This window comes from Pseudomonas sp. efr-133-TYG-103a (assembly GCF_030209235.1).
Taxonomy (GTDB): Bacteria; Pseudomonadota; Gammaproteobacteria; order Pseudomonadales; family Pseudomonadaceae; genus Aquipseudomonas.
The window spans coordinates 241,213-263,285 of record NZ_JARVSK010000013.1 but is presented as its reverse complement, the minus strand read 5'-3'; the positions used below and the strand labels follow the sequence as shown (position 1 = coordinate 263,285).

At 55.5% G+C, this 22,073-nt stretch carries 34 protein-coding genes; 33 read left to right on the top strand and 1 reads right to left on the bottom strand.

The genetic code is table 11. The features are described 5' to 3' along the window. Window positions 1-194: 194 nt before the first annotated feature. The 33 genes from rpsL to bfr all read left to right on the top strand — a co-directional run bounded on the left by rpsL (window position 195) and on the right by bfr (window position 19,107). The gene (gene rpsL, locus QRN36_RS12645) at window positions 195-566 is read left to right on the top strand and encodes a 30S ribosomal protein S12 (protein ID WP_003186084.1); all 372 of its coding nucleotides are present in this window, start codon (window positions 195-197) and stop codon (window positions 564-566) included. A gap of 114 nt (window positions 567-680) precedes the next feature. After that, the gene (gene rpsG, locus QRN36_RS12640) at window positions 681-1,151 is read left to right on the top strand and encodes a 30S ribosomal protein S7 (RefSeq protein WP_002555493.1); all 471 of its coding nucleotides are present in this window, start codon (window positions 681-683) and stop codon (window positions 1,149-1,151) included. A 30-nt stretch (window positions 1,152-1,181) separates the two neighbouring features. Beyond that, a complete protein-coding gene (gene fusA / locus QRN36_RS12635; RefSeq protein ID WP_093468865.1) occupies window positions 1,182-3,311 on the top strand; it encodes an elongation factor G in 2,130 nt (709 codons plus the stop codon). A 31-nt stretch (window positions 3,312-3,342) separates the two neighbouring features. Next, the gene (gene tuf / locus QRN36_RS12630) at window positions 3,343-4,536 is read left to right on the top strand and encodes an elongation factor Tu (RefSeq protein ID WP_093468868.1); all 1,194 of its coding nucleotides are present in this window, start codon (window positions 3,343-3,345) and stop codon (window positions 4,534-4,536) included. Window positions 4,537-4,674: 138 nt separating this feature from the next. Further along, window positions 4,675-4,986, top strand: coding sequence for a 30S ribosomal protein S10 (rpsJ, locus tag QRN36_RS12625; RefSeq protein ID WP_003186070.1), 312 nt, complete (start codon window positions 4,675-4,677; stop codon window positions 4,984-4,986). Window positions 4,987-5,067: 81 nt separating this feature from the next. Then, the gene (gene rplC, locus QRN36_RS12620) at window positions 5,068-5,703 is read left to right on the top strand and encodes a 50S ribosomal protein L3 (RefSeq protein ID WP_093468871.1); all 636 of its coding nucleotides are present in this window, start codon (window positions 5,068-5,070) and stop codon (window positions 5,701-5,703) included. Between the two features lie 12 nt (window positions 5,704-5,715). Beyond that, on the top strand, window positions 5,716-6,318 hold the full coding sequence (gene rplD, locus QRN36_RS12615; RefSeq protein ID WP_093468874.1) for a 50S ribosomal protein L4: 603 nt from the start codon (window positions 5,716-5,718) through the stop codon (window positions 6,316-6,318). Beyond that, entirely contained in the window at window positions 6,315-6,614 is a 300-nt protein-coding gene (gene rplW / locus QRN36_RS12610) for a 50S ribosomal protein L23 (RefSeq protein WP_008374165.1), read from the top strand. Before rplD ends, rplW begins: the two co-directional genes overlap by 4 nt. Window positions 6,615-6,628: 14 nt before the next feature. Next, window positions 6,629-7,453 (top strand): 50S ribosomal protein L2, encoded by an 825-nt coding sequence (rplB, locus tag QRN36_RS12605; protein ID WP_062384485.1) that lies wholly within the window; start codon window positions 6,629-6,631, stop codon window positions 7,451-7,453. Between the two features lie 16 nt (window positions 7,454-7,469). Further along, window positions 7,470-7,745 (top strand): 30S ribosomal protein S19, encoded by a 276-nt coding sequence (gene rpsS / locus QRN36_RS12600; RefSeq protein ID WP_002555486.1) that lies wholly within the window; start codon window positions 7,470-7,472, stop codon window positions 7,743-7,745. Between the two features lie 13 nt (window positions 7,746-7,758). Continuing rightward, on the top strand, window positions 7,759-8,091 hold the full coding sequence (rplV, locus tag QRN36_RS12595; RefSeq protein WP_003103908.1) for a 50S ribosomal protein L22: 333 nt from the start codon (window positions 7,759-7,761) through the stop codon (window positions 8,089-8,091). A gap of 13 nt (window positions 8,092-8,104) precedes the next feature. Next, window positions 8,105-8,791 carry a 30S ribosomal protein S3 gene (rpsC, locus tag QRN36_RS12590; protein ID WP_003176422.1) on the top strand — a complete coding sequence of 229 codons (687 nt, stop codon included), beginning with the start codon at window positions 8,105-8,107 and terminating at the stop codon, window positions 8,789-8,791. A 12-nt stretch (window positions 8,792-8,803) separates the two neighbouring features. Beyond that, on the top strand, window positions 8,804-9,217 hold the full coding sequence (gene rplP, locus QRN36_RS12585) for a 50S ribosomal protein L16 (RefSeq protein ID WP_003228729.1): 414 nt from the start codon (window positions 8,804-8,806) through the stop codon (window positions 9,215-9,217). Continuing rightward, window positions 9,217-9,408 carry a 50S ribosomal protein L29 gene (rpmC, locus tag QRN36_RS12580; RefSeq protein WP_002555481.1) on the top strand — a complete coding sequence of 64 codons (192 nt, stop codon included), beginning with the start codon at window positions 9,217-9,219 and terminating at the stop codon, window positions 9,406-9,408. Before rplP ends, rpmC begins: the two co-directional genes overlap by 1 nt. Before the next feature lie 2 nt (window positions 9,409-9,410). Then, window positions 9,411-9,677 carry a 30S ribosomal protein S17 gene (gene rpsQ, locus QRN36_RS12575; RefSeq protein ID WP_003194644.1) on the top strand — a complete coding sequence of 89 codons (267 nt, stop codon included), beginning with the start codon at window positions 9,411-9,413 and terminating at the stop codon, window positions 9,675-9,677. Between the two features lie 23 nt (window positions 9,678-9,700). Continuing rightward, window positions 9,701-10,069 carry a 50S ribosomal protein L14 gene (gene rplN / locus QRN36_RS12570; RefSeq protein ID WP_002555479.1) on the top strand — a complete coding sequence of 123 codons (369 nt, stop codon included), beginning with the start codon at window positions 9,701-9,703 and terminating at the stop codon, window positions 10,067-10,069. An 11-nt stretch (window positions 10,070-10,080) separates the two neighbouring features. After that, window positions 10,081-10,395: a 50S ribosomal protein L24 gene (rplX, locus tag QRN36_RS12565; RefSeq protein ID WP_002555478.1), complete on the top strand. Its 315-nt coding sequence runs from the start codon at window positions 10,081-10,083 to the stop codon at window positions 10,393-10,395. Between the two features lie 20 nt (window positions 10,396-10,415). Further along, window positions 10,416-10,955 carry a 50S ribosomal protein L5 gene (gene rplE, locus QRN36_RS12560; RefSeq protein ID WP_093468877.1) on the top strand — a complete coding sequence of 180 codons (540 nt, stop codon included), beginning with the start codon at window positions 10,416-10,418 and terminating at the stop codon, window positions 10,953-10,955. Between the two features lie 13 nt (window positions 10,956-10,968). Then, window positions 10,969-11,274, top strand: a complete 306-nt coding sequence (gene rpsN / locus QRN36_RS12555) for a 30S ribosomal protein S14 (protein WP_003186042.1) — start codon at window positions 10,969-10,971, stop codon at window positions 11,272-11,274. A 213-nt stretch (window positions 11,275-11,487) separates the two neighbouring features. Beyond that, window positions 11,488-11,880: a 30S ribosomal protein S8 gene (gene rpsH / locus QRN36_RS12550; RefSeq protein WP_020290698.1), complete on the top strand. Its 393-nt coding sequence runs from the start codon at window positions 11,488-11,490 to the stop codon at window positions 11,878-11,880. A 13-nt stretch (window positions 11,881-11,893) separates the two neighbouring features. Further along, window positions 11,894-12,427 carry a 50S ribosomal protein L6 gene (rplF, locus tag QRN36_RS12545; RefSeq protein WP_093468880.1) on the top strand — a complete coding sequence of 178 codons (534 nt, stop codon included), beginning with the start codon at window positions 11,894-11,896 and terminating at the stop codon, window positions 12,425-12,427. 10 nt (window positions 12,428-12,437) lie between these two features. Next, entirely contained in the window at window positions 12,438-12,788 is a 351-nt protein-coding gene (rplR, locus tag QRN36_RS12540; protein WP_037017727.1) for a 50S ribosomal protein L18, read from the top strand. Window positions 12,789-12,791: 3 nt separating this feature from the next. After that, window positions 12,792-13,292: a 30S ribosomal protein S5 gene (gene rpsE, locus QRN36_RS12535; protein WP_093468883.1), complete on the top strand. Its 501-nt coding sequence runs from the start codon at window positions 12,792-12,794 to the stop codon at window positions 13,290-13,292. A gap of 2 nt (window positions 13,293-13,294) precedes the next feature. After that, a complete protein-coding gene (gene rpmD, locus QRN36_RS12530; RefSeq protein ID WP_285424346.1) occupies window positions 13,295-13,471 on the top strand; it encodes a 50S ribosomal protein L30 in 177 nt (58 codons plus the stop codon). A gap of 3 nt (window positions 13,472-13,474) precedes the next feature. Beyond that, window positions 13,475-13,906 carry a 50S ribosomal protein L15 gene (gene rplO / locus QRN36_RS12525; protein ID WP_037017733.1) on the top strand — a complete coding sequence of 144 codons (432 nt, stop codon included), beginning with the start codon at window positions 13,475-13,477 and terminating at the stop codon, window positions 13,904-13,906. Then, window positions 13,907-15,238 carry a preprotein translocase subunit SecY gene (gene secY, locus QRN36_RS12520; protein ID WP_062384496.1) on the top strand — a complete coding sequence of 444 codons (1,332 nt, stop codon included), beginning with the start codon at window positions 13,907-13,909 and terminating at the stop codon, window positions 15,236-15,238. Between the two features lie 28 nt (window positions 15,239-15,266). After that, window positions 15,267-15,383, top strand: a complete 117-nt coding sequence (gene rpmJ / locus QRN36_RS12515) for a 50S ribosomal protein L36 (RefSeq protein ID WP_002555468.1) — start codon at window positions 15,267-15,269, stop codon at window positions 15,381-15,383. 131 nt (window positions 15,384-15,514) lie between these two features. Beyond that, the gene (rpsM, locus tag QRN36_RS12510) at window positions 15,515-15,871 is read left to right on the top strand and encodes a 30S ribosomal protein S13 (protein ID WP_004883692.1); all 357 of its coding nucleotides are present in this window, start codon (window positions 15,515-15,517) and stop codon (window positions 15,869-15,871) included. A gap of 30 nt (window positions 15,872-15,901) precedes the next feature. Continuing rightward, a complete protein-coding gene (gene rpsK, locus QRN36_RS12505; protein WP_002555466.1) occupies window positions 15,902-16,291 on the top strand; it encodes a 30S ribosomal protein S11 in 390 nt (129 codons plus the stop codon). 18 nt (window positions 16,292-16,309) lie between these two features. Beyond that, window positions 16,310-16,930 carry a 30S ribosomal protein S4 gene (gene rpsD, locus QRN36_RS12500; RefSeq protein WP_285424345.1) on the top strand — a complete coding sequence of 207 codons (621 nt, stop codon included), beginning with the start codon at window positions 16,310-16,312 and terminating at the stop codon, window positions 16,928-16,930. Between the two features lie 22 nt (window positions 16,931-16,952). Then, complete coding sequence (locus QRN36_RS12495; RefSeq protein ID WP_007970428.1) at window positions 16,953-17,954, top strand: DNA-directed RNA polymerase subunit alpha; 1,002 nt, start codon at window positions 16,953-16,955, stop codon at window positions 17,952-17,954. A 42-nt stretch (window positions 17,955-17,996) separates the two neighbouring features. Beyond that, entirely contained in the window at window positions 17,997-18,383 is a 387-nt protein-coding gene (rplQ, locus tag QRN36_RS12490; RefSeq protein WP_002555463.1) for a 50S ribosomal protein L17, read from the top strand. Between the two features lie 259 nt (window positions 18,384-18,642). Next, on the top strand, window positions 18,643-19,107 hold the full coding sequence (gene bfr / locus QRN36_RS12485; RefSeq protein WP_108240395.1) for a bacterioferritin: 465 nt from the start codon (window positions 18,643-18,645) through the stop codon (window positions 19,105-19,107). Window positions 19,108-19,181: 74 nt separating this feature from the next. Here bfr and uvrA read toward each other — a convergent pair whose 3' ends face one another. Further along, window positions 19,182-22,016, bottom strand: coding sequence for an excinuclease ABC subunit UvrA (uvrA, locus tag QRN36_RS12480; RefSeq protein WP_285424344.1), 2,835 nt, complete (start codon window positions 22,014-22,016; stop codon window positions 19,182-19,184). Between the last annotated feature and the right edge of the window lie 57 nt (window positions 22,017-22,073).

Sequence of the window (22,073 nt, the reverse complement as noted above, 5' to 3'; positions counted from 1 at the left end):
TGATTTCGATGCCCACCCTTTGCTGACAGGCTTTTTGCCGTGAGGGGGGTGGGTGCGGAGGTCGGGGCTTTGCCTTGACTGGGGGCAGGATCCTCTTTAGACTCTTGTACCCCTAAATCTGGCGGGACGTATGTCCGGCCATTTTGCTTTTCTTGTAAGACAATAGCGTCGCAAGACAACAGTGGAGCTAGTAGATGGCAACTATCAACCAGCTGGTACGTCAGCCGCGTAAGCGTATCGTCGAGAAATCCGACGTGCCTGCGCTGCAGAACTGCCCGCAACGTCGTGGTGTGTGCACTCGTGTGTACACGACTACGCCGAAAAAACCTAACTCGGCACTGCGTAAAGTATGCCGTGTGCGTCTGACCAACGGTTTCGAGGTTTCCTCGTACATCGGTGGTGAAGGCCACAACCTGCAAGAGCACAGCGTCGTCCTGATCCGTGGCGGTCGTGTAAAAGACTTGCCAGGTGTTCGTTACCACACCGTTCGCGGCTCCTTGGATACTTCCGGCGTTAAAGGCCGTAACCAGGGTCGTTCGAAATACGGTACCAAGCGTCCTAAATAAGGTCGCTTGACGTAAACAGCAGTTTCTATTTTTCTGAGTCGATAAGAGTAAGGTCGGACGAATCCTCTGGATTCTGTTTCCGAGCTAACCTGAAGACCGTTTGAGGGCTTATCCATGCCAAGAAGACGCGTAGCAGCCAAGCGCGAAGTGCTTGACGATCCAAAATACGGAAGCCAAATCCTGGCCAAGTTCATGAACCACGTGATGGAAAGCGGCAAGAAAGCCGTTGCCGAGCGTATCGTTTATGGCGCGCTGGAAAAGGTTAAAGAACGCAAGAACAGCGATCCCCTGGAAATCTTCGAGAAAGCTCTCGACGCCATCGCTCCGCTGGTCGAAGTAAAGTCGCGCCGTGTTGGCGGTGCTACTTACCAGGTTCCGGTCGAAGTTCGTCCGTCCCGTCGTAATGCTCTGGCAATGCGTTGGCTGGTAGACTTCGCGCGCAAGCGCGGTGAGAAGTCTATGGCTCTGCGTTTGGCTGGCGAACTGCTGGACGCCGCTGAAGGCAAAGGTGCTGCGGTCAAGAAGCGTGAAGACGTGCACCGTATGGCTGAGGCCAACAAGGCTTTCTCGCACTACCGCTTCTAATCTCAGCGTCACTATTTTTGCGAGGGCTTTATGGCTCGTACTACTCCGATTAACCGCTACCGTAACATCGGTATCGTTGCTCACGTGGATGCTGGTAAAACCACCACCACCGAGCGCGTCCTTTTTTACACTGGCGTAAACCACAAAATGGGCGAGGTGCATGATGGCGCCGCGACCATGGACTGGATGGTTCAGGAGCAGGAGCGTGGTATTACCATTACTTCTGCTGCGACCACTGCTTTCTGGCAGGGCTCTGTCAAACAGCATAAAGACCGTTATCGCTTCAACATCATCGATACACCGGGCCACGTTGACTTCACCATCGAAGTAGAGCGCTCGCTGCGCGTACTCGACGGCGCCGTCGTTGTGTTCTGTGGTACCTCGGGTGTTGAGCCTCAGTCGGAAACCGTATGGCGCCAAGCCAACAAATACGGTGTTCCACGTCTTGTTTACGTCAACAAGATGGACCGTGCTGGTGCGAACTTCCTGCGCGTCGTAGGTCAGATCAAACAGCGTCTGGGTCACACTCCAGTGCCTATTCAGCTGGCTATCGGCTCGGAAGACAACTTCCAGGGCCAGATCGACCTGATGACCATGGAAGCGGTTTACTGGGACGACGCTGACAAGGGCATGACCCCTCGTCGCGAAGCAATCCCTGCCGAGCTGCAAGAGCTGGCTGCCGAGTGGCGCAGCAACATGGTCGAGGCTGCTGCCGAAGCCAACGAAGAGCTGATGAACAAGTATCTGGAAGGTGAAGAGCTGTCGATCGAAGAGATCAAGGCTGCTCTGCGTCAGCGTACTATCGCCGGCGAAATCGTTCTGGCTGTCTGCGGTTCCTCGTTCAAGAACAAGGGTGTTCCCCTAGTTCTCGACGCCGTTGTTGATTACCTGCCAGCTCCGGTCGAAATTCCTGCGATCAAGGGTATCAACCCTGATGACAAGGAACTCGACAAGGACGATCCGGCTGTTCGTCATGACGAGCGTCATGCCGACGACAACGAGCCGTTCTCGGCTCTGGCGTTCAAGATCGCGACCGACCCGTTCGTGGGTTCGATCACGTTCGTTCGCGTTTACTCGGGTGCTCTGAATTCCGGTGACTCGGTTCTGAACTCGGTGAAAGGCAAGAAAGAGCGTGTGGGCCGTATGGTTCAGATGCATGCCAACACCCGTGAAGAAATCAAGGAAGTACTGGCGGGTGACATCGCTGCCCTGATCGGCATGAAAGATGTAACCACCGGTGAAACCCTGTGTGCCTTGGATAAGCCAATTATCCTTGAGCGTATGGACTTCCCTGAGCCGGTTATTTCGGTTGCTGTTGAGCCGAAGACCAAAGATGACCAGGAAAAAATGGGTATCGCTCTGAGCAAGCTGGCTCAGGAAGACCCGTCTTTCCGCGTCAAGACTGATGAAGAGACTGGTCAGACGATCATCTCTGGCATGGGCGAATTGCACCTGGACATCCTGGTTGACCGGATGCGCCGTGAGTTCAACGTCGAAGCCAACATCGGTAAACCGCAGGTTTCTTACCGTGAGAAGATCACCAAGAACTGCGAGATCGAAGGCAAGTTCGTTCGTCAGTCCGGCGGTCGTGGTCAGTTCGGCCATTGCTGGATCCGTTTTGCTCCTGCTGATGAAGGTCAGGAAGGTCTGCAATTCGTGAACGAAGTGGTTGGTGGTGTTGTTCCTAAGGAATACATTCCTGCCATTCAGAAGGGCATTGAAGAGCAGATGAAGAACGGTGTTGTTGCCGGCTATCCGCTCATCGGCCTGAAGGCTACCGTCTTTGACGGTTCTTACCACGACGTCGACTCCAACGAGATGGCGTTCAAGGTGGCTGCCTCCATGGCGACCAAGCAACTGGCCCAGAAGGGCGGTGGTGTGGTGCTTGAGCCGATCATGAAGGTAGAAGTTGTAACACCTGAGGACTACATGGGTGACGTGATGGGTGACCTGAACCGTCGTCGCGGCATGATCCAGGGTATGGAAGATACGGTTTCCGGCAAGGTTATCCGCGCCGAGGTTCCGTTGGGTGAGATGTTCGGTTATGCAACCGACGTTCGTTCCATGTCTCAGGGTCGCGCCAGCTACTCTATGGAATTCTCCAAATACTCCGAAGCTCCGTCGAACATCGTCGAAGCTCTCGTTAAAAAACAAGGCTGATTCAGCCCCTTTAGGCTAGGAGTTCACTGTCGTGGCTAAAGAAAAATTTGAACGTAACAAACCGCACGTCAACGTTGGCACCATTGGTCACGTTGACCACGGTAAAACCACTCTGACCGCTGCTCTGACTCGCGTCTGCTCCGAAGTTTTCGGTTCGGCTAAAGTCGACTTCGACAAAATCGACAGCGCGCCAGAGGAAAAGGCTCGTGGTATCACCATCAACACTGCTCACGTTGAGTACGATTCGTCCGTACGTCACTACGCGCACGTTGACTGCCCAGGCCACGCCGACTACGTCAAAAACATGATCACAGGTGCTGCCCAGATGGACGGCGCGATCCTGGTTTGCTCGGCCGCTGATGGTCCGATGCCGCAAACCCGTGAGCACATCCTGCTGTCCCGTCAGGTTGGCGTTCCGTACATCGTTGTCTTCCTGAACAAGGCTGACATGGTTGACGACGCTGAGCTGCTGGAACTGGTCGAGATGGAAGTTCGTGACCTGCTGAGCACCTACGAGTTCCCAGGCGACGACACTCCGATCATCATCGGTTCTGCTCTGATGGCTCTGAACGGCCAAGACGACAACGAAATGGGTACCTCGGCCGTTAAGAAACTGGTTGAGACTCTGGACAGCTACATCCCAGAACCAGTTCGTGCTATCGACAAGCCGTTCCTGATGCCAATCGAAGACGTGTTCTCGATCTCCGGTCGCGGTACCGTTGTTACCGGTCGTGTTGAGCGTGGCATCATCAAGATCCAGGAAGAAGTTGAGATCGTGGGTCTGCGTGACACCACTAAAACTACTTGCACTGGCGTTGAGATGTTCCGCAAGCTGCTGGACGAAGGCCGTGCTGGCGAGAACTGCGGCGTTCTGCTGCGTGGTACCAAGCGTGACGACGTTGAGCGTGGTCAGGTTCTGGTTAAGCCAGGTACCGTTAAGCCTCACACTCAGTTCGAAGCTGAAATCTACGTTCTGAGCAAGGAAGAAGGCGGTCGTCACACTCCGTTCTTCAAAGGCTACCGTCCACAGTTCTACTTCCGTACTACCGACGTAACTGGTAGCTGCGAACTGCCGGAAGGCACCGAAATGGTTATGCCAGGTGACAACGTTAAAGTTTCCGTCACTCTGATCAAGCCAATCGCAATGGAAGACGGTCTGCGTTTCGCTATCCGTGAAGGCGGTCGTACCGTCGGCGCCGGCGTCGTAGCCAAAATCATCGCCTAAGCGTTGATTTGAGAAAAAGCCCCCGCTTGCGGGGGCTTTTTTATTGGGTTGACACTCTGTTAGCTCGTCTATAGAATTGCGCCTCCTTTTAACGGGCGTATTGCGCTCGGTGGGAAGTAGCCTGGAGTCTGAAATCCAATGCAAAATCAGCAAATCCGTATCAGGTTGAAGGCTTTCGACCATCGCCTGATCGACCAATCCACCCAGGAAATCGTGGAAACCGCGAAACGTACTGGTGCTCAAGTGCGTGGTCCAATTCCACTGCCTACCCGTAAAGAGCGGTTCACCGTTCTGGTTTCTCCGCACGTCAACAAAGACGCGCGCGACCAGTACGAGATCCGCACTCATAAGCGCGTTCTGGACATCGTCCAGCCAACGGATAAAACCGTTGATGCACTTATGAAGCTTGATCTTGCGGCAGGTGTGGAAGTGCAGATCAGCCTCGGCTAAGACTTGGGTCTTGGTCGTGTAACGCTCTGAAATGGGCGGCCATAGCGGGTGAAAGCCCCGTACACTCATGAGGTTTACAACATGACTATTGGTGTAGTCGGTCGAAAAGCGGGCATGACCCGTATTTTCACCGAAGAAGGTGTCTCCATTCCGGTCACGGTCATTGAGATCGAGCCGAATCGCGTCACCCAGTTCAAAACCGAAGAAAGCGATGGCTATCGTGCAGTGCAAGTCACTGTCGGTGAGCGTCGTGCTTCGCGCGTGACTGCAGCTCAAGCAGGTCACTTCGCTAAAGCGAACGTTGCCGCTGGTCGCACTGTTCTGGAATTCCGCCTTGAAGAAGGTGAGTACCAGGCCGGCGATCTGATCAATGCAGAAATCTTCGCAGCTGGCCAACTGGTAGATGTTACCGGTCAGTCGAAAGGTAAAGGCTTCGCCGGTACCATCAAGCGTTGGAATTTCCGCGGTCAGGACAACACCCACGGTAACTCCGTATCCCACCGCGTCCCAGGCTCTATCGGCCAGTGCCAGACTCCTGGTCGTGTATTCAAGGGCAAAAAAATGTCCGGTCATATGGGCGCTGAGCGCGTGACCGTGCAGTCCCTGGAAGTAGTGCGCGTGGACGCTGAACGCAATCTGTTGTTGGTCAAGGGTGCTGTTCCTGGCGCTACTGGCGGCAACGTGGTTGTACGTCCAGCAGCCAAGGCTCGCGGTTAAGGGGAAGCTGACATGCAATTAAATGTAAATGACGCTCAAGCGATCGAAGTTTCCGAACTGACATTTGGCGGCGAGTTCAACGAGACGCTGGTTCACCAAGCAGTCGTGGCCTACATGGCTGGCGGCCGTCAAGGTAGCAAGCAGCAAAAGACCCGTTCCGACGTTTCCGGTGGCGGCAAGCGCCCATGGCGTCAGAAGGGTACTGGCCGTGCTCGTGCCGGTACTATCCGTAGCCCAATCTGGCGTGGCGGCGGTACCACTTTCGCAGCACGTCCTCAGGACCACTCTCAGAAGCTCAACAAGAAGATGTACCGCGCAGCACTGCGCTCCATCCTCGCTGAGCTGGTTCGTACTGATCGTCTGGTCGTGGTTCAGGATTTCGCCGTTGAATCGCCGAAAACCAAAGACCTGCTGGGCAAACTGAACAACATGAGCCTGACCGACGTTCTGATCGTGTCGGACGCTGTTGATCAGAACCTGTACCTGGCTGCTCGTAACCTGCCGCACGTTGATGTGCGTGACGTACAAGGTTCCGATCCAGTTAGTCTGATCGCATACGACAAAGTGTTGATCACTGTGTCGGCCGTGAAGAAATTCGAGGAGCTGCTGGGATGAACCAGGAACGCGTATTTAAAGTTCTGCTTGGCCCGCACGTTTCCGAGAAGGCTACGGTTCTGGCAGACAAAAAAGGTCAGTTCGTTTTCAAGGTTGCTACTGATGCAACCAAGCTGGAAATCAAGAAGGCCGTCGAAAGCCTGTTCAGCGTGAAAGTAGAGCGCGTGACTACCCTGAATGTTCTGGGTAAAACCAAGCGCACTGCTCGCGGTCTGGGCAAGCGTAATGACTGGAAGAAGGCAGTTATCTCCCTTCAGCCAGGCCAAGATCTCGATTTCAGCAGCAGTGCTGAGTAAGGAAGGGGTGCATCATGGCAATCGTTAAATGCAAACCGACTTCCCCTGGCCGCCGTTTTGTGGTCAAGGTGGTCAACCAGGAGCTGCACAAAGGCGCTCCTCACGCACCGCTGCTCGAGAAAAAATCGAAGTCTGGTGGTCGTAACAACAATGGCCGTATCACTACTCGTCACGTTGGTGGTGGTCATAAGCAGCATTATCGTCTGGTCGACTTCCGTCGCAACGACAAAGATGGCATCGCTGCCACTGTCGAGCGCATTGAATACGATCCAAACCGTACTGCTCACATCGCACTGCTGCTGTACGCAGACGGCGAACGTCGTTACATCATCGCGCCGAAGGGCGTGAGTGCTGGCGACCAGCTGATCGCAGGCGCACTGGCTCCAATCAAGCCAGGTAATGCTCTGCAGCTGCGCAACATCCCAGTGGGTTCTACCGTTCACGGTATCGAGCTGAAGCCTGGTAAAGGTGCTCAGATCGCTCGTTCCGCTGGTGCTTCGGCTCAGTTGATCGCTCGTGAAGGTGTCTACGTGACCCTGCGTCTTCGCTCCGGTGAAATGCGTAAAGTCCTGTCCGAATGCCGTGCAACTCTGGGTGAAGTTTCCAACTCCGAGCACAGCCTGCGTTCGCTGGGTAAAGCTGGTGCCAAGCGCTGGCGTGGCGTTCGCCCAACCGTTCGTGGTGTTGCCATGAACCCGGTTGACCACCCACATGGTGGTGGTGAAGGTCGTACCTCTGGTGGTCGTCATCCGGTATCGCCGTGGGGCTTCCCGACTAAGGGCGCGAAGACTCGTGGTAATAAGCGTACCGACAAAATGATCGTCCGTCGTCGCAAGTAAATAGAGGGATACGACAGTGCCACGTTCTCTGAAAAAAGGTCCTTTTATTGATCTTCACCTACTGAAGAAGATCGAAGTGGCGGCGGAAAAGAACGATCGCAAACCAGTTAAAACCTGGTCGCGTCGTTCGATGATCCTGCCACAAATGGTCGGTCTGACCATTGCTGTGCATAACGGTCGTCAGCATGTTCCTGTTCTCGTGAACGAAGACATGGTCGGCCACAAACTGGGCGAGTTTGCCGGTACCCGCACTTATCGTGGGCACGTGGCAGACAAGAAAGCCAAGCGTTAAGGGGTAAGGAACGATGGAAGTAGCCGCTAAGTTGTCGGGCGCTCGAATCTCCGCCCAGAAAGCCCGCTTGGTCGCCGACCAGATCCGCGGGAAGAAGGTGGGCGAAGCGCTCAACCTGTTGGCTTTCAGCAGTAAGAAAGCCGCCGAGATCATGAAAAAAGTGCTGGAGTCGGCCGTAGCCAACGCCGAGCATAACGAAGGCGCAGACGTTGATGACCTGAAGGTCTCCACCGTTTTCGTCAACGAAGGGCGTTCGCTGAAGCGCATCATGCCACGTGCCAAAGGCCGTGCTGATCGCATCGTCAAGCGGTCTTGCCATATCACTGTCAAGGTTGCTGACAAGTAACGGAGTCGAAGAGATGGGTCAGAAAGTACATCCCATTGGCATTCGCCTGGGAATCGTCAAGGAGCACACCTCCGTCTGGTACGCAGACGGTCGGACTTATGCGGACTACTTGTTCGCTGATCTGAAGGTGCGTGAGTATCTCCAAGACAAACTAAAAAGCGCGTCCGTAAGCCGTATCGATATCCATCGTCCGGCTCAGACTGCACGTATCACCATCCACACCGCTCGTCCCGGCATCGTGATCGGCAAGAAAGGTGAAGATGTTGAGAAACTGCGTCAGGACCTGACCAAGCAAATGGGTGTGCCTGTGCACATCAATATCGAAGAGATCCGCAAGCCGGAACTCGACGGTATGCTGGTTGCGCAGAGCGTAGCTCAGCAGCTGGAGCGTCGCGTAATGTTCCGTCGCGCTATGAAGCGCGCAGTACAGAACGCCATGCGCATTGGTGCCAAAGGCATCAAAATCCAAGTGAGCGGTCGTCTCGGCGGTGCTGAAATCGCACGTACTGAATGGTATCGCGAAGGTCGTGTGCCACTGCACACCCTGCGTGCCGACATCGACTATGCCAACTACGAAGCTCACACCACCTACGGTGTGATCGGTGTAAAGGTTTGGATCTTCAAAGGCGAAGTAATTGGTGGTCGCCAGGAAGAGCTGAAACCGCAAGCACCAGCGCCTCGTAAAAAAGCTGCTAAGTAAGGGGTACGCCAAATGTTGCAACCAAAGCGTACGAAGTTCCGCAAGCAGATGACCGGCCACAACCGTGGTCTGGCACTGCGCGGTAGCAAAGTCAGCTTCGGCGAGTTCGCGCTGAAGTCTGTAGCTCGTGGTCGTCTCACCGCTCGTCAGATCGAGTCAGCGCGTCGTGCTCTGACCCGTCACGTAAAACGTGGTGGCAAGATCTGGATCCGTGTATTCCCGGACAAGCCTATCTCCAAAAAGCCCCTCGAAGTTCGTATGGGTAAAGGTAAGGGTAACGTCGAATACTGGGTTGCCCAGATTCAGCCAGGCAAAGTCCTGTATGAAATCGAGGGTGTTTCCGAAGAGTTGGCGCGTGAGGCTTTCGCCCTGGCTGCTGCAAAGCTGCCGCTCGCCACCTCCTTTGTTAAGCGGACGGTGATGTGATGAAAGCGAATGAACTTCGTGAAAAATCAGCACAGCAACTGAACGAGCAACTGCTCGGCTTGCTGCGCGACCAGTTCAATCTGCGCATGCAGAAGGCAACTGGCCAGTTGGGGCAGTCTCACCTGCTCTCGCAAGTTAAGCGTGACATCGCTCGCGTGAAGACTGTGCTCAACCAGCAGGCAGGTAAGTAATCATGGCTGAAGCCGAAAAAACCGTCCGTACGCTGACTGGCCGTGTTGTCAGCGACAAGATGGACAAGACCATCACCGTTCTGATTGAGCGTCGCGTCAAGCACCCGATCTACGGTAAATACGTTAAGCGTTCGACTAAGCTGCACGCGCACGACGAAACCAACCAATGCCACATCGGCGACAAGGTCACTATTCGTGAAACTCGTCCGATGGCCAAGACCAAATCTTGGGCGCTGGTTGATGTTCTCGAACGCGCTGTGGAAGTCTAAGGGCTAGGGGTCGGAGAAATTATATGATTCAGACTCAATCCATGCTCGATGTGGCCGATAACAGCGGCGCTCGCCGCGTTATGTGCATCAAGGTGCTTGGTGGCTCTCATCGTCGTTACGCTGGTATCGGTGACATCATCAAAGTGACCGTAAAGGAAGCAATTCCGCGCGGTAAGGTGAAGAAAGGTCAAGTGATGACTGCTGTTGTAGTCCGCACTCGCCACGGTGTTCGTCGTGCAGACGGCTCCATCATCCGCTTTGACGGCAACGCTGCTGTTCTGTTGAACAACAAGCAAGAGCCGATCGGCACCCGTATCTTTGGGCCAGTGACCCGTGAACTTCGTACTGAGAAGTTCATGAAGATCGTCTCGCTCGCCCCAGAAGTGCTGTAAGGAGATCCGACATGCAAAAGATTCGTCGTGACGACGAGATCATCGTGATCGCCGGCAAAGACAAAGGTAAGCGCGGTAAGGTGCTCAAGGTTCTCGCTGACGACCGTCTGGTCGTTGGTGGGATCAACCTGGTGAAGCGTCATACCAAGCCTAACCCGATGTCGGGCGTACAGGGCGGTATCGTCGAGAAAGAAGCGCCACTGCACGCTTCCAACGTCGCCATTTTCAACGGCGCAACCAACAAGGCTGACCGCGTTGGTTTCAAAGTTGAAGACGGCAAAAAAATTCGTGTCTTCAAGTCGACCCAAAAAGCGGTTGATGCTTGAACACTGCTAGGTAGAAGACCATGGCACGACTGAAAGAGATTTACTGGAAGGAAATCGCACCCAAGCTTAAGGAAGAACTTAAGCTTGAGAACGTGATGGAAGTTCCACGCGTTACCAAGATCACCCTGAACATGGGTCTGGGCGAAGCGATCGGCGACAAGAAAGTCATCGAGCACGCTGTTGCTGACCTGGAAAAGATCACCGGCCAGAAAGTCGTTGTGACTTACGCTCGGAAATCCATCGCTGGCTTTAAAGTCCGTGAAGGTTGGCCGATCGGCGTCAAAGTGACTCTGCGCCGTGAGCGTATGTACGAGTTCCTGGATCGTCTGCTGTCGATCTCCCTGCCTCGGGTTCGCGACTTCCGCGGCCTGAATGCCAAGTCCTTCGATGGTCGTGGCAACTACAGCATGGGCGTGAAAGAGCAGATCATTTTCCCGGAAATCGACTACGACAAGATCGATGCCCTGCGCGGTCTGGACATTACCCTGACCACCACTGCTCGTACGGACGAAGAAGGTCGCGCACTGCTGCGTGCTTTTAAGTTCCCGTTCCGCAACTGATTGGAGTAGGACCATGGCCAAGAAGAGCATGAAAAACCGTGAGCTGAAGCGTCAGCTCACCGTTGCCAAGTACGCTACCAAGCGTGCTGCGCTGAAAGCGATCATCGTGGATCTGAACGCAAGTCCAGAAGCACGTTGGGAAGCGACCGTCGCACTTCAGAAGCAACCACGTGACGCAAGCGCCTCGCGCATGCGTAACCGTTGCCGTCTGACCGGTCGTCCGCACGGCGTTTACCGCAAGTTCGGCCTCGGCCGTAACATGCTGCGTCAAGCAGCAATGCGTGGCGACGTACCAGGTCTGGTTAAAGCCAGCTGGTAAGCCGTACTTCTCGCAACGCGCCGCTCGGATTCGTCGAAACCGACCGGCGTGATGCCTGAATTCGAATCAAGCCCCTTTTGGGGCTTGATTCGTTTCTGGGGTGCGTCTAGAATTGCCGGCTCGCCAGAGCCCGTGTCTTCACGTGCCCGGAATTTTTAGGCGATAGGTTGTAGCCGCAAGGCTCATTTTTTTTGTATCAGGAGCGTCTAGCCCATGAGTATGCAGGACCCGTTAGCGGACATGCTAACTCGTATCCGTAATGCCCAGATGGCTGAAAAGCCCGTCGTAAGCATGCCATCTTCCACGTTGAAGGTAGCTGTAGCCAAAGTTCTCAAGGACGAAGGTTACATTGCGGGTTATCAGATCAGCAGCGAAACCAAACCGTTGCTGTCCATCGAGCTGAAATACTTCGAAGGCCGTCCAGTCATCGAAGAAGTCAAGCGCGTTAGCCGTCCAGGCCTGCGTCAGTACAAGTCCGTTGATGATCTGCCAAAAGTTCGTGGCGGTCTCGGCGTGTCTATCGTCTCCACCAACAAAGGTGTGATGACGGATCGTGCTGCGCGCGCTGCCGGTGTCGGCGGCGAAGTGCTTTGCACTGTGTTCTAAGGGGGGGATAAGCATGTCACGCGTAGCTAAGAACCCCGTTAAGTTGCCAGCAGGCGTCGAAGTCAAGCTCGTCGGCCAGCAGCTTTCGGTGAAGGGTGCCAAGGGCACTCTCGACCTGAACGTTCACTCGTCCGTTGAAATTGTTGAAGAGTCCGGTGAGCTGCGTTTTGCTGCTCGCAACGGCGATCAGCAGACTCGCGCAATGGCCGGTACCACTCGTGCGTTGGTAAACAACATGGTCCAGGGCGTAAGCCAAGGCTTCGAGCGCAAGCTCCAGCTGGTCGGTGTTGGTTACAAAGCGCAAGCAAAAGGCAAGGTGCTGAACCTGGCTCTTGGCTTCTCGCACCCAGTGGATTACGAACTGCCGGAAGGCATCACCGCTGAGACTCCCAACCAAACCGATATCCTGATCCGTGGTATCGACAAGCAGTTGGTTGGTCAAGTGGCCGCTGAGATCCGCGACTTCCGCCGTCCAGAGCCGTACAAAGGCAAAGGCGTGCGTTACGCGGACGAAGTCGTCCGTCGTAAAGAAGCCAAGAAGAAGTAGGGCATAGCAAATGACCGTCAAAAAAGTTACCCGACTGCGTCGCGCTCGCAAAGCACGCCTGAAAATGCACGAACTCGAAGTCGTGCGTCTCTGCGTGTACCGCTCTTCGCAGCACATTTATGCCCAGGTCATTTCGGCCGACGGCAGCAAAGTCCTGGCAAACGCCTCGACTTTGGACAAAGAACTGCGTGATGGGGCCACTGGCAACATCGACGCGGCCACTAAAGTTGGCCAGCTGATCGCTGAGCGTGCGAAAGCCGCCGGTGTATCGCAAGTGGCTTTTGATCGTTCCGGCTTCAAGTACCACGGTCGCGTCAAGGCGCTGGCTGATGCTGCTCGTGAAGGCGGGCTGGAGTTCTAAGTTATGGCAAATAACGACCAAAAACGCGACGAAGGCTACATCGAGAAGCTGGTTCAGGTTAATCGCGTAGCAAAAACCGTAAAAGGCGGCCGTATCTTCACTTTCACCGCGTTGACCGTGGTAGGTGATGGTAAGGGCCGTGTTGGCTTCGGCCGTGGCAAGTCGCGTGAAGTGCCTGCTGCGATCCAGAAGGCAATGGAAGCTGCTCGCCGCAACATGATCCAGGTTGATCTGAACGGCACCACTCTGCAGTACGCCATGAAGTCCGCTCACGGTGCTTCCAAGGTTTACATGCAGCCTGCTTCTGAAGGTACTGGCATCATCGCCGGCGGCGCAATGCGTGCTGTCCTGGAAGTTGCCGGCGTTCAGAACGTTCTGGCCAAGTGCTACGGTTCGACCAACCCTGTCAACGTTGTTCACGCAACGTTCAAGGGTCTGAAGGCCATGCAGTCTCCTGAGTCCATTGCTGCCAAGCGCGGCTTGAACGTTGAGGAGATCATCTGATCATGGCTACCGTTAAAGTCACTTTGATCAAAAGCATGAGCGGCCGCATCCCTAACCACAAACTGTGCGTTAAGGGTCTGGGTCTGCGTCGCATCGGTCACACTGTAGAAGTCGCTGACACCCCGGAAAACCGTGGGATGATCAACAAGGCTTACTACATGCTGCGAGTCGAGGGTTAATCGATGAAACTCAATGATCTGAGTCCTGCGCCGGGTTCCCGTCGCGAGAAGCATCGTCCGGGCCGTGGTATCGGTAGTGGTTTGGGTAAGACCGGTGGCCGTGGCCACAAAGGTCAGACCTCCCGCTCCGGTGGCACCATCGCTCCGGGCTTCGAAGGCGGTCAACAGCCGTTGCATCGTCGTCTGCCAAAGTTCGGCTTCGTCTCTTTGAAGGCTATGGATCGTGCAGAAGTCCGCACCTCCGAGCTGGCTAAAGTTGAAGGCGTTGTAACTGTGCAGTCCCTGAAGGATGCCAACGTGATCAACCAAAACGTACAGCGTGTGAAAATCATGCTGTCCGGTGAGGTTACTCGCGCGGTCACCCTCAAAGGTATCGCAGCCACCAAAGGTGCGCGTGCGGCTATCGAAGCAGCTGGCGGCAAGTTCGAGGAATAAATGGCTAAGCAAGGTGCTCTCTCAGCGCTCAGCAAAAGCGGCGGGTTGTCCGAGCTCTGGGCTCGACTGCGATTTCTGTTCCTGGCGATTATCGTCTACCGGATCGGTGCGCATATCCCAGTTCCAGGTATCAACCCTGACCGGCTGGCGGACCTGTTTCGACAGAATGAGGGGACCATTCTTAGCTTGTTCAACATGTTTTCCGGTGGTGCGCTGGAGCGCATGAGCATCTTTGCACTGGGGATCATGCCGTACATTTCGGCATCGATCATCATGCAGCTCATGACCGCTGTCAGCCCACAGCTGGAGCAGTTGAAGAAGGAAGGTGAGGCTGGTCGTCGCAAGATCAGCCAATACACCCGCTATGGCACCGTCGTCCTGGCCCTGGTTCAAGCTATTGGCATGTCCATTGGCTTGGCCGGTCAGGGCGTTGCTTTCTCTGCTGATATCGGCTTCCACTTCGTTGCAGTCACCACCTTCGTGGCCGGTGCGCTGTTCATGATGTGGCTGGGCGAGCAGATTACAGAGCGCGGTGTTGGTAACGGTATCTCGATGTTGATTTTTTCGGGTATCGTCGCCGGTCTTCCGAGAGCGATCGGGCAGTCTTTCGAGTCTGCGCGTCAGGGTGATATCAACATTTTCGCTTTGGTCGCCATCGGTTTGCTGGCAGTAGCGATTATCGGTTTCGTGGTGTTCATTGAGCGTGGTCAGCGTCGTATCGCCGTTCACTACGCCAAGCGTCAGCAGGGCCGCAAGGTCTTCGCTGCGCAGACCAGCCACTTGCCGTTGAAAGTGAACATGGCCGGTGTCATTCCGGCTATTTTCGCAAGCAGCATTCTGCTGTTTCCGGCTTCGTTGGGTGCCTGGTTCGGTCAGTCTGAAGGTATGGGCTGGTTGCAGGACATCTCGCAGTCGATCGCTCCTGGTCAGCCGTTGAATATTCTGCTGTTTAGTGCAGGGATTATTTTCTTCTGCTTCTTCTATACGGCGTTGATGTTCAATCCGAAAGACGTAGCGGAAAACCTGAAGAAGTCCGGTGCCTTTATTCCGGGTATCCGTCCTGGTGAGCAGTCTGCGCGTTATATTGATGGCGTGCTGACCCGTCTGACCATGTTCGGTGCTCTCTATATGATGGCCGTGTGTCTGCTGCCCCAGTTCCTGGTGGTTGCCGCAAACGTGCCGTTCTACCTTGGCGGGACCTCGTTGCTGATCGTGGTCGTGGTTGTTATGGACTTCATGTCCCAAGTGCAATCTCACCTCGTTTCGCACCAGTATGAATCCCTGATGAAGAAAGCCAACCTGAAGGGCTACGGCAGCGGCATGCTGCGCTGAAGCACCCATAAGGTTCGAGGAGTTGGTGATGAAAGTTCGTGCATCGGTGAAAAAGCTGTGCCGTAACTGCAAGATTATTCGCCGCGAAGGTGTTGTTCGAGTAATTTGCAGCGCGGAACCACGTCACAAGCAGCGCCAAGGCTGAGTGTGATCTGTGCTAAAAGCCCAGCAGCTAGTGCGCTGCTGGGTTGATTATTTGTTATTACAGCGATATTATCTCGCGCCCTATTTCTTGGCTTCCGGGGCGTAGGTAGCTGTCAATTGGAGTCCCACTGAATGGCCCGTATTGCAGGCGTTAACATTCCAGATAACAAGCATACTGTTATCTCGCTGACCTACATCTATGGTGTTGGTCGCACGACTGCACAGAAAATCTGTGCTACCACCGGGGTTAACCCGGCGGCGAAGATCAAAGATCTGAGCGACGAGCAGATTGAACAGCTGCGTGGCGAAGTCGCGAAGTTCACCACTGAAGGTGACCTGCGTCGCGAAATCAACATGAAAATCAAGCGCTTGATGGACCTCGGTTGCTATCGCGGTCTGCGTCATCGTCGCGGTCTTCCAGTACGCGGTCAGCGTACCAAGACCAACGCGCGTACCCGTAAAGGTCCGCGTAAGCCGATCCGCAAGTAATCGCCCCAGCGAATCGACAGGAATTAAATCATGGCAAAACCTGCTGCTCGTCCTCGTAAAAAAGTTAAAAAGACAGTGGTTGATGGCATCGCCCACATCCATGCTTCTTTTAACAACACCATCGTGACCATTACCGACCGTCAAGGTAACGCTCTTTCCTGGGCTACCTCCGGTGGTTCGGGTTTCCGCGGTTCCCGCAAGTCCACCCCGTTCGCTGCTCAAGTAGCTGCTGAGCGTGCTGGTCAAGCTGCGCTGGAATACGGCCTGAAAAACCTCGACGTCAATGTCAAAGGTCCAGGTCCAGGTCGTGAATCCGCTGTCCGTGCTTTGAACGGCTGTGGCTACAAGATCGCCAGCATCACCGACGTGACGCCAATCCCGCACAACGGGTGCCGTCCGCCGAAGAAGCGCCGCGTGTAATCCAGGAGATTGTAAAGAATGGCTCGTTACATTGGTCCAAAATGCAAACTCGCTCGTCGCGAAGGCACCGATCTCTTCCTGAAGAGCGGCGTGCGCGCTATCGAATCGAAGTGCAACATCGAAGCAGCACCAGGCATCCACGGTCAACGCCGCGGCCGCCAATCCGACTACGGCACCCAGCTGCGTGAAAAGCAGAAAGTCCGTCGTATCTATGGCGTTCTCGAGCGTCAGTTCAGCGGTTACTACAAAGAAGCGGCCGGCAAGAAAGGCGCAACTGGCGAGAACCTGCTGCAACTGCTCGAATGCCGTCTGGACAACGTCGTATACCGTATGGGTTTCGGTTCTACTCGTGCCGAATCTCGTCAGCTGGTATCGCACAAGTCGGTTAGCGTAAACGGCAAAACCGTTAACGTTCCGTCCTACCAGGTTCGTGCTGGTGACGTGGTCGCTATTCGCGAAAAAGCGAAAAACCAACTGCGTATCGTCCAGGCTCTCGATCTGTGTGCCCAACGTGGCCGCGTAGAATGGGTAGAAGTAGACACTGAGAAAAAATCTGGCGTTTTCAAAAGCGTTCCAGTTCGCAGTGATCTGTCCGCCGACATCAACGAAAGCCTGATTGTCGAGCTCTACTCCAAGTAAGGGCTAGAAAATAGGTGCATCCATGCAGATTTCGGTAAATGAGTTCCTGACACCCCGCCACATTGATGTGCAGGTTGTCAGTCCAACCCGCGCCAAGATCACTCTCGAGCCTCTCGAGCGTGGTTTCGGCCATACCCTGGGCAACGCGCTGCGCCGCATCCTGTTGTCCTCCATGCCCGGCTGTGCAGTAGTCGAGGCCGAGATTGACGGTGTACTCCATGAGTACAGCGCCATCGAAGGTGTACAGGAAGACGTCATTGAAATCCTGTTGAACCTTAAAGGTCTGGCTATCAAGCTGCACGGTCGAGACGAAGTTACGCTGACCTTGTCGAAGAAGGGTTCGGGGGTGGTTACCGCTGCCGATATTCAGCTGGATCATGATGTCGAGATCGTTAACCCCGATCACGTAATCGCTAACCTGGCGTCTAACGGCGCCCTGAACATGAAGCTCGTTGTAGCTCGTGGTCGCGGTTATGAACCAGCAGACTCGCGTCAGAGCGACGAAGACGAAAGCCGCAGCATTGGTCGCTTGCAGCTCGACTCTTCGTTCAGCCCGGTTCGTCGTATCGCATACGTGGTGGAAAACGCCCGTGTCGAACAGCGTACTAACCTGGACAAACTGGTTATCGATCTGGAAACCAACGGTACTCTGGATCCTGAAGAGGCTATCCGTCGTGCAGCAACCATCCTGCAACAGCAGTTGGCTGCGTTCGTCGACCTCAAAGGTGACAGTGAGCCGGTAGTTGTCGAACAGGAAGACGAGATCGATCCGATCCTGCTTCGTCCGGTTGACGATTTGGAACTGACTGTACGTTCGGCCAACTGCCTTAAGGCGGAGAACATTTACTACATCGGCGACCTGATTCAGCGCACCGAAGTAGAACTGTTGAAGACTCCGAACCTGGGCAAGAAATCCTTGACCGAGATCAAGGACGTTCTGGCTTCTCGTGGTCTCTCCCTCGGCATGCGCCTCGACAACTGGCCGCCTGCAAGTCTTAAGAAGGACGACAAGGCGACTGCCTGATCGTCGTAATCACCGAACGTAGTGTTTGGTAAGGAATGAACCATGCGTCATCGTAAAAGTGGACGTCACCTGAGCCGTACCAGCTCGCACCGCAAGGCCATGTTTCAAAACATGGCGGTGTCGCTGTTCGAGCACGAGCTGATCAAAACTACCCTGCCGAAAGCCAAAGAACTGCGCCGCGTTGCCGAGCCGCTGATCACTCTGGCCAAGGAAGACAGCGTTGCTAACCGTCGTTTGGCTTTCGACCGTACTCGTTCGAAAGAAATCGTCGGCAAGCTGTTCAACGATCTGGGCAAGCGCTATGCAACCCGTCAGGGCGGCTACCTGCGTATCCTGAAGTGCGGCTTCCGCGCTGGCGACAACGCGCCTATGGCGTACGTTGAGCTCGTTGATCGTCCTGTCGGTGGTTCTGTAGAAGCCGCTGAATAAGACGTCAGTCTGTACAAAGAACCGGGCCCAGTGCCCGGTTTTTTGTTTTTTACATGGACGTATAAACGCCAACTCCCACCGTGGTTTGCGGAATTATTGCGCTAATTCTAAGTGATAAACGGAACCCTCCTCATTTACCCGTATTTTCGACACCAAATGTCAGAATTTCGGTTCTTTTCTTCACTTTTTTGCTTTTGGTGAAGTGACCTTCCGGTCATGTTGGTTCAAACTATCGCCTTTAGAGAGGAGATTCACGGCGATGCAAGGCCACCCGGATGTAATTGACTACCTCAACACGCTGCTGACCGGTGAGTTGGCTGCGCGCGACCAATATTTCATCCATTCCCGGATGTATGAGGACTGGGGTTTCAGCAAGCTCTACGAGCGTATCAATCACGAGATGGAAGAAGAGGCACAACACGCTGATGCGTTGATGCGTCGGATTCTGATGCTCGAAGGTACGCCGCGTATGCGCCCGGATGACCTGGACGTGGGCACAACCGTTCCGGAAATGCTCGCCAGCGATCTTCGCCTTGAGTACAAGGTTCGCGCAGCATTGTGCAAAGGCATCGCGTTGTGTGAGCAGCACAAGGATTACGTCAGTCGCGACATCCTGCGCCTGCAACTGGCCGATACCGAGGAAGATCACACTTACTGGCTTGAAAAGCAGCTCGGCTTGATCAAGTCCATCGGCCTGGAAAACTATCTGCAATCGCAGTTCTGATTTCCGCAGCTAAAAAAAAGCCCCTGCCACGCGCATCGTGACAGGGGCTTTTTTGTCGGCGGGGGTTTACCCCATCAGGCGCGATCCCGCTCCAGCAGCGGCTTGAGGTAGTGACCCGTGTAGGACTGCTTCATCTGCGCAACCTGCTCCGGTGTGCCCGTCGCGATGATCTGTCCACCTTTGGAGCCGCCCTCCGGCCCGAGGTCGACCAGCCAGTCAGCGGTCTTGATCACGTCAAGGTTATGCTCGATCACCACCACGGTGTTGCCGTGGTCTCGCAGACGATGCAACACGTCCAGCAATTGCTGAATGTCGGCGAAATGCAAACCTGTCGTGGGTTCGTCGAGAATGTACAGGGTTTTGCCAGTGTCGCGCTTTGACAGCTCGCGAGAGAGCTTGACCCGCTGCGCTTCGCCGCCAGACAACGTCGTCGCTGACTGACCCAGCTTGATATAGGAAAGCCCTACATCCATCAGCGTTTGCAGCTTGCGCGCGAGGGCGGGGACAGCGTCGAAGAAGGCGCGGGCCTCTTCGATGGTCATCTCCAGCACTTCATGGACGCTCTTGCCCTTGTACTTGATCTCAAGGGTTTCACGGTTGTAGCGCTTGCTCTTGCACACATCGCACGGCACGTAGATGTCCGGCAGGAAGTGCATCTCGACCTTGATCAGGCCGTCGCCCTGACAGGCTTCGCAGCGTCCGCCTTTGACGTTGAACGAGAAACGGCCTGGCCCATAACCCCGCGAACGTGATTCCGGCACGCCGGCGAACAGTTCGCGAATTGGCGTGAACAGCCCGGTATACGTCGCCGGGTTGGAGCGCGGCGTACGACCAATGGGGCTCTGGTCGATGTCGACCACTTTGTCCAGATGCTGCAGCCCGTCGATGCTGTCGTGGGTGGCGGCCTCCAGCGTCGTGGCGCCGTTCAGCTCGGTGGCGCTGAGCGGGAACAGCGTGTTGTTGATCAACGTCGATTTGCCCGACCCCGAAACACCTGTCACGCACGTCAGCAAGCCAATCGGAATCTCCAGATCGACGTTGCGCAGGTTATTGCCCCGCGCGCCTTTGAGCTTCAACGAAAGCTTCTTGTTACGCGGTGTGCGCTTGGCCGGCACCTCGATCTTCACGCGTCCGGAGAGGTATTTGCCGGTCAGCGAGTCAGGATGGTCCATGACTTCCTGCGGCGTACCTTCTGCAACGATGCTGCCGCCATGGACGCCAGCCCCCGGACCGATATCGACCACGTAGTCGGCCAGGCGGATGGCATCTTCGTCATGCTCGACCACGATAACCGTGTTGCCGATGTCCCGCAGATGGCGAAGTGTGTCGAGCAGCCGATCATTGTCACGCTGGTGCAGGCCGATCGACGGCTCGTCGAGGATATACATCACCCCGACCAGGCCGGCGCCAATCTGACTGGCGAGACGGATACGCTGCGCCTCGCCGCCGGACAGGGTGTCCGCGCTGCGGTCCAGTGTCAGGTAATCCAGTCCGACGTTGACCAGAAACTGGAGTCGTTCGCGAATCTCCTTGAGGATCTTGTCGGCGATCTCGCCACGACGGCCAGTGAGCTTCAGATCACCGAAATAGTCAGTCGCGTCGCCAATCGGCAGGCTGGTCACGGCGGGGAGGGTTTTCTCGCCGACCCAGACATGTCGAGCCTCGCGACGCAGACGCGTACCCCGGCAGTCCGGGCACGGCTGCGTGCTCAGGAACTTGGCAAGCTCCTCGCGCACGGTCGTCGACTCGGTTTCGCGGTAGCGGCGCTCAAGGTTCGGCACGATGCCTTCGAACGGGTGAGCCCGCTTTACAATGTCCCCGCGATCGTTGAGATAGCGGAAGTCGACGTTTTGCGTGCCGCTGCCGCTGAGCAGAATTTTCTGCTGATCGGCCGGCAACTCGCGGAACGGCACCTCCAGGCTAAATCCGTAGTGCTTCGCCAATGACCCGAGCATCTGGAAGTAATAGACATTACGCCGGTCCCAGCCACGTATGGCGCCCTCTGCGAGGGTCAGTTCGCCATTGACCAGGCGCTTGGTGTCGAAGAACTGTTTTACGCCCAGGCCGTCGCAGGTCGGGCATGCGCCGGCCGGGTTGTTGAAGGAGAACAGCTTGGGCTCGAGTTCGCTGATCGCATGGCCGCAGATCGGGCAGGCGAAGCGCGCCGAGAAGATCATCTCTTCGCCGGGTTCGTCGTCCATTGGTGCAACCAGCGCGATGCCATCGGCCAGCTTGAGCGCGGTCTCGAACGACTCCGCCAGACGCTGCTGGAGGTCGGAGCGCACCTTGAAACGGTCGACGACCACATCAATGGAATGCTTCTTCTGTTTATCCAGTTTCGGCAATTCATCGAGTTCGCACAGTTTTCCGTTGACCCGGGCACGCACGAAGCCTTGCGCACGCAGTTCTTCGAACACCGCAAGATGCTCGCCCTTGCGCTCGCGGACCACGGGTGCGAGGAGCATCAGCTTGCTGCCTTCCGGCTCGGCCAGCACCAGATCAACCATCTGGCTGACCGTTTGCGCTTCCAGCGGGATATCGTGATCCGGGCAGCGCGGCGTGCCCACGCGTGCGTACAGCAGGCGCAGGTAGTCGTAGATTTCAGTGATGGTCCCCACGGTGGAGCGCGGGTTGTGGGACGTCGACTTCTGTTCGATGGAGATGGCCGGTGAGAGGCCCTCGATCGTATCGACATCCGGTTTTTCCATCATCGAAAGGAATTGCCGGGCATAGGCCGACAGCGATTCGACATAGCGGCGCTGGCCTTCGGCGTACAGCGTGTCGAACGCCAGCGACGACTTGCCCGAACCGGATAGCCCGGTGATGACGATCAGTTTGTCGCGTGGCAGGGTGAGGTCGATGTTTTTCAGGTTGTGGGTTCGGGCCCCACGAATCAGGATCTTGTCCAAAGTGGCCTCGCACGGCGGGCGTCGAAAACGTAGCAGTATACGGTCAAATACTGGATG